The 5717-nt window shown below is 58.5% G+C and carries 4 protein-coding genes, 1 tRNA gene and 1 pseudogene; 4 read left to right on the top strand and 2 right to left on the bottom strand.

Annotation, left to right across the window (positions count from 1 at the left end; all coding sequences use genetic code 11):
- Positions 1-84: 84 nt before the first annotated feature.
- On the bottom strand, positions 85-1089 hold the full coding sequence (locus ACW9HW_RS28430) for an NADP-dependent oxidoreductase (RefSeq protein WP_457402644.1): 1005 nt from the start codon (positions 1087-1089) through the stop codon (positions 85-87).
- 235 nt (positions 1090-1324) lie between these two features.
- Between ACW9HW_RS28430 and ACW9HW_RS28435 the strand changes: the two genes are divergently transcribed.
- The 3 genes and pseudogenes from ACW9HW_RS28435 (at position 1325) to ACW9HW_RS28445 (ending at position 4210) form a co-directional block, all read left to right on the top strand.
- A complete protein-coding gene (locus tag ACW9HW_RS28435; protein WP_457402645.1) occupies positions 1325-2086 on the top strand; it encodes an SDR family oxidoreductase in 762 nt (253 codons plus the stop codon).
- 1038 nt (positions 2087-3124) lie between these two features.
- Positions 3125-3349 (top strand): annotated as a pseudogene (locus ACW9HW_RS28440) (HAMP domain-containing protein); the annotation flags it as partial.
- A complete protein-coding gene (locus ACW9HW_RS28445) occupies positions 3347-4210 on the top strand; it encodes a methyl-accepting chemotaxis protein (RefSeq protein ID WP_371917531.1) in 864 nt (287 codons plus the stop codon). The pseudogene ACW9HW_RS28440 and the gene ACW9HW_RS28445, both read left to right, overlap by 3 nt.
- 228 nt (positions 4211-4438) lie before the next feature.
- Here the strand turns inward: ACW9HW_RS28445 and ACW9HW_RS28450 are convergent, their stop codons facing one another.
- Positions 4439-5197, bottom strand: a complete 759-nt coding sequence (locus ACW9HW_RS28450; protein ID WP_170948693.1) for a hypothetical protein — start codon at positions 5195-5197, stop codon at positions 4439-4441.
- Between the two features lie 387 nt (positions 5198-5584).
- On the opposite strand from ACW9HW_RS28450, the gene ACW9HW_RS28455 reads away from it, so the two are divergent.
- Positions 5585-5660 (top strand) — tRNA-Glu (locus ACW9HW_RS28455).
- Positions 5661-5717: the final 57 nt, after the last annotated feature.

A 5717-nucleotide genomic window follows, 5' to 3' on the forward strand; every position in this document is an offset into this window, starting at 1 on the left:
AGTCAACATTGATGTCGACTGACACACCCCCATCGCGGGCAAGCCCGCTCCCACAATGTTTTTTAGTGCACTTCGAATGTTGGGTTAAACCTTCAGCACCAGCTTCCCGAAGTTCTCCCCGCTGAACAACTTCATCAGCGTCTCCGGGAACGTCTGCAGTCCTTCAACAATGTCTTCCTTGCTCTTGAGTTGCCCCTTGGCCATCCAGCCGGCCATTTCCTGCCCGGCGGCGGCGAATTGCGAGGCGTAGTCCATCACCACAAAGCCTTCCATGCGCGCGCGGTTGACCAGCAGTGACAGGTAGTTGGCCGGGCCCTTGACCGCTTCCTTGTTGTTGTACTGGCTGATGGCGCCACAGATCACCACCCGCGCCTTCATGTTGAGCCGGCTCAGCACCGCGTCGAGAATGTCGCCGCCGACGTTATCGAAATACACGTCGACACCTTTCGGGCATTCACGCTTGAGACCGGCAATGACGTCTTCGTTCTTGTAATCGATGACGCCGTCAAAACCCAATTCATCGACCAGGAACTTGCATTTGTCTGCGCCGCCGGCGATGCCGACCACCCGGCATCCCTTGATCTTGGCGATTTGCCCGGCAATGCTGCCCACCGCACCGGCTGCACCGGACAACACCACCGTCTCACCCGCCTTGGGGGCGCCGACGTCGAGCAGGGCAAAGTAAGCCGTCATGCCGGTCATGCCCAGCGCGGACAAATAACGCGGTAACGGTGCCAGTTTCGGATCGACCTTGTAGAAGCCTCGCGGTTCGCCGAGGAAATAATCCTGCACACCCAAAGCGCCATTGACGTAGTCCCCGACCGCGAAGCCAGGGTTGTTCGAAGCCACGACCTGGCCGACACCGAGGGCTCGCATCACTTCACCGAGGCCGACCGGCGGGATGTAGGACTTGCCCTCATTCATCCAGCCACGCATGGCCGGGTCCAGCGAGAGGTATTCGTTCTTGACCAGGATCTGACCCGCCGCCGGCTCGCCGACCGGTACTTCTTGATAGGTGAAGGTCTCGCGGGTTGCCGCGCCGACGGGACGTTTGGCGAGCAGGAACTGGCGATTGGTCTGGGTAGTCATGACAGGCACTCAAGATGAATGAAGCCTTGTTGATAGTCCTTCATGGGCAATGTCGCAAGTTTGGCTCATGCGGCGAATGCAGGCTGATCCAGTGCAGTGATAGTTGGTACGGTAGTTCCATCACTGCAACTCATGGGTGCCCAACCGGCCTTTTGATAGTGCTGCCGCGTCAGGGGCCGCGTGGCTAGACTGAAAAAAACCGATCCCCCGCAAACTTCTCTTCGAGGACATAACAATGAGCATGACGTTTTCCGGTCAGGTCGCCGTAGTGACGGGCGCAGCCAATGGCATTGGTCGCGCGACGGCCCAGGCGTTCGCCGCCGAAGGCTTGAAAGTGGTGGTGGCCGACATGGACACGGCGGGCGGTGAGGGGACGGTTGCGCTGATTCGTACGGCGGGCGGCGAAGCGACCTTCGTGCGCTGTAACGTCACTGTGGAAAGCGAAGTGAAAAATCTGATGGAAGCGGTCGTCAATACCTACGGCCGTCTCGACTATGCCTTCAACAATGCCGGTATCGAGATCGAGAAGGGCAAGCTGGCAGAAGGCACCATCGACGAGTTCGACGCGATCATGGGCGTCAACGTCAAAGGCGTCTGGTTGTGCATGAAGTACCAGCTGCCATTGCTGTTGGCCCAGGGTGGTGGCGCCATCGTCAATACAGCTTCGGTGGCAGGGCTCGGTGCTGCGCCGAAAATGAGCATCTACGCCGCTTCCAAGCATGCAGTGATCGGCCTGACAAAATCGGCGGCCATCGAATACGCCAAGAAAAAGATCCGGGTCAATGCGGTATGCCCGGCGGTGATCGACACCGATATGTTCCGTCGCGCCTATGAAGCCGACCCGAAGAAGGGCGAGTTCGCCAACGCCATGCACCCGGTGGGCCGCATCGGCAAGGTCGAGGAAATCGCCAGCGCGGTGCTTTACCTGTGCAGTGACGGCGCAGCGTTTACCACTGGGCATTCGTTGGCTGTGGATGGTGGTGTCACGGCGTTCTGAATCAGGGCATTTTTTCAGGCTGCCGCTGCGAATCGACCTCAAGCGTTCTGAAAACGACGTGGACGTAGCTTTTTGCCATTATTCAGACGCCAAAGACTTGTGTTGCCACAGGCCCGTTGCGAATCTCCATCTACAGATAATGGCAGGGGACTAAGTGCAATGATTTCGGCCGTGCAAGGACGTTTTGCCAACCTCGGTATGGCAAAAAAACTGGGTATCGGGTTTGTGCTGGTGCTGTTGTTGACCGCCCTGGTGGCGGCCATCGGCGTCTGGTCCCTGCAAACCATCAGTCAGCGCTTCGATGGGCTCAAGCAAATGTCGTCGCTCAACAGTGGATTGCTGAAGGTCCGCCTGCTGGAGCAAGAGTATGCCTTGCACGGCAACCCGAAAACGGCCGATGCCCTGCGCGAAGGCGTCGATGGCTTGATTGCCCTGGCGAATCAGCTCAAGGCTGCGTCTGCTGCCAATGTGCCGGTCATGAACGATGTCGAGCAATCCCTCGGCGCCTACCGCAAGGCGTTCGACGAGTTTGTCTCGCTCAGTCAGGCCAAGGACCTGGCGCTGGAAATGGCCAGTTGGTCGGTCTCCAGCGTGGCGAATAACCTCGACGTGCTGCAGTCCGGGCTTGCCGATGACGGTACCTACAACCTGAAGGAATCCGAGGGCAAGGACGGTGCGCAATTCGTCGACCAGGCCAATCAGGTCAGCCAGGTGTCTCGGTTGATGTTGCAAGCCATGAACGAAGCGCGCGTGCGTCTGGACCAGAGCCGCAAGGGGGATGACAGCGCGGGGCAAGGCAAGATCGAACAGGCCAGCCAGGCGTTGACCCAGGCCGAACAGCTGAAAACTTCAGTCAAGGATGAGGGTTATCAGACCGTTCTCAATGAAGTGATCGGTCACATCGCCAGTTTCAGCGACAAGCTCGCCGAGTACACCGGCCTGCTGGAACAGGAAAAGACTGTCTATCAGCAATTGCATCAACGCGCCGCCCAAGTGATGGAGCGGGTGGATCAGGCCTATACCGCCGAAGACCAGTCGATGCAGACAGAGCTGAACAAGAATTCGCTGCTGATCATCGGCTCTTCCGCGTTGGCGTTGCTGGTCGGATTGATTGCAGCCTGGGTCATTACCCGATTGATCGTCGGGCCGCTGCGAAGTGTGATTGGTGTGGCGCAGCAGATTGCTTCCGGGGATTTGAGCGGGACGGTCGAAGTGACCCGCCGTGATGAGATCGGCCAGTTGATGCAGGCCATGCAGCAGATGGGGGCGGGACTGAGCCACATCGTCAGCGGTTTGCAGGCGGGTATCGAACAACTGGCCACGTCAGCGCAATCGCTGTCGGCGGTCACTGAACAGACCAACCTTGAAGTCAGCAGCCAGAAGGAAGAAACCGAACAGGTTGCCACGGCGATGAACCAGATGACTGCCACCGTGCACGACGTGGCGCGGAACGCCGAAGAGGCCGCCGTGGCAGCGCAAACAGCCGACGGCAAGGTTGAAAGCGGTCAGCTCGTGGTGCGTCAGAGCATGGCGCGCATCGAGCAACTGGCGGATTCGGCCACCTCGGCCAGTTCGAGCATCGAGAGTTTGAGCGCGGAAATCCAGAACATCGGCACCGTGCTCAGTGTCATCAAAAGCGTGGCTGAACAAACCAACCTGCTGGCGCTCAACGCGGCCATCGAGGCCGCAAGGGCCGGCGAGCAGGGCAGGGGCTTCGCGGTGGTGGCCGATGAGGTGCGTGCACTGGCCAAGCGGACCCAGCAATCGACCGAGGAAATCGAGCGGTTGGTCAGCGCCTTGCGCTCGGCGGCGCAGACGTCGGTGCAGCAGATTCAAAGCAGTGGCGAACTGGTGAAGCTGGCGGTCAGCGATGCGCTGCAGACTGAAAGTGCGTTGGGAAGTATCGCGGCGGCGGTATCGTTGATCCAGCAGATGAACCAGCAGATCGCAGCTGCTGCCGAGGAGCAGAGTTCGGTGGCCGAGGAGATCAATCGCAGTGTCACGAGCATTCGTGCCAGTGCGGATCAGTCTTCGCTGGCGATGCAGGGGAATGCAGCGTCGAGTATCGAGCTGGCGCAGTTGGGTGTTGAGCTGAAGGGAATGGTGGGGCATTTCAGGCTTTAAACCTGCATTGCGTATTCTGTGGGAGCGAGCCTGCTCGCGAAGGCGGCCTGACAGTCATCCAGGGTTCTGCGGTTGTAGCCAATCCCCGTAGGCGCAAAGCTTGTTCGCGATGACTGAAGGTCAGTCAACATCGATACAGCCGACCAACCGCTATCGCGAGCAAGCTTTGCTCCTGCAAGGCAAAAAAAAGCCACCTGATCCGGTGGCTTTTCTACTTTGCTCGAATAATCAGTCGTAGATCACTTTCTTCTTCCAGTCCGCATCGGCCTCGACGTCTTTGAGGCCTTCGGTCAATTGGTTCACTTCGCCTTCCACCGGGGCGATGCGGTCCATGACTTGTGCGTTGGCACGGGCCAGGAGTTTTTCCAGGTACTCCAGCTGCTCGGCATAGATCTGAGGTTCCTGCTGCTTGCGCAGGTATTGCACACCGCGTTCGAACGCCAGGCGCGCCTGGCCGGGCTGGTTCTGTTGCAGCGAGTGCTGGCCAAGGTTGTTGAAGAATTCGATGTGCAACAGCACCAAAATATGACGGACCTCACGGATCCAGCGCTTGGCTTCGTTGGGGGGCAGGAAGCCATCCTGGGCGGCGCGGGTGATCTGGCCGTGCAGGGCTTCAAGCAGGAAACGCACGTCCTTGGCCTTGGCTTCCGTCTGGATCGGTGCTGGCGGGTTGTTGACCGGAATCGACTCGCCCTGTGCAACCAGCGCCGTCAGTTCGGTAATCCGCGCCTTGAGGTTGGCGCTGGTTTTTTCCAGGTTCAGCAGGCGTTGGCAGACATTCAATTCCAGGCGGGTCAGCAGCAGCTTGAGCGCCGGTGTCATCAACTGGCCTGGGAAGGTCTCGGTGATCTCTCCGCAACGCCGCAGGCGATCATTGAGTTCAACCTTGGTACGGGCCCTTTCCAGCTTATTGTTTTCCACCACATGGTTGATGTAGCCAATGGCGATCAATAATGCGATCCCGGCTACGACGAGCAGGGTGATCATGAGTGGTGTCACCGGTAAGACCTCTTTTATAGGGTTCGCGTGCGAGTGTAGTGGCTTGGCATTTAAGCGCCCAGGGCCGCTCGACGAGTTGGTTCGAGAAGGCTCAACCTGTATCGGCCGCAGTCCTGCTTTATAAATGCTGGCAACAGTGAAGCAGATCGCCATCATTGATGGCGTCGACTATAACGCCTTGGCGAGTGTCAGAATATAGGCGCCAAACACCGGGTGGCGGAAAATCCGGACAGGGACGTCAAAGCAGGGCGAAGTCATTGATTTAAATAAATTTAATACAGGGGGTTGACGACCTCTCAATCCATCCATAGAATGCGCGCCACTTGCAGCGTAAAGCACACAGCGAAACGAAGCAGGGAGTGAATGTTGTAGTGTGTCCCCTTCGTCTAGTGGCCTAGGACACCGCCCTTTCACGGCGGTAACAGGGGTTCGAGTCCCCTAGGGGACGCCAATGCGGGAATAGCTCAGTTGGTAGAGCACGACCTTGCCAAGGTCGGGGTCGCGAGTT

The sequence above is a fragment of the Pseudomonas sp. SDO5532_S415 genome, assembly GCF_054071155.1.

Bases quoted from the DNA above. Each gene is read 5' to 3' on its own strand.
- ACW9HW_RS28430 (WP_457402644.1), bottom strand. From the start codon at position 1,089: ATGACTACCCAGACCAATCGCCAGTTCCTGCTCGCCAAACGTCCCGTC.
- ACW9HW_RS28435 (WP_457402645.1), top strand. From the start codon at position 1,325: ATGAGCATGACGTTTTCCGGTCAGGTCGCCGTAGTGACGGGCGCAGCC.
- ACW9HW_RS28445 (WP_371917531.1), top strand. From the start codon at position 3,347: ATGGGGGCGGGACTGAGCCACATCGTCAGCGGTTTGCAGGCGGGTATC.
- ACW9HW_RS28450 (WP_170948693.1), bottom strand. From the start codon at position 5,197: ATGATCACCCTGCTCGTCGTAGCCGGGATCGCATTATTGATCGCCATT.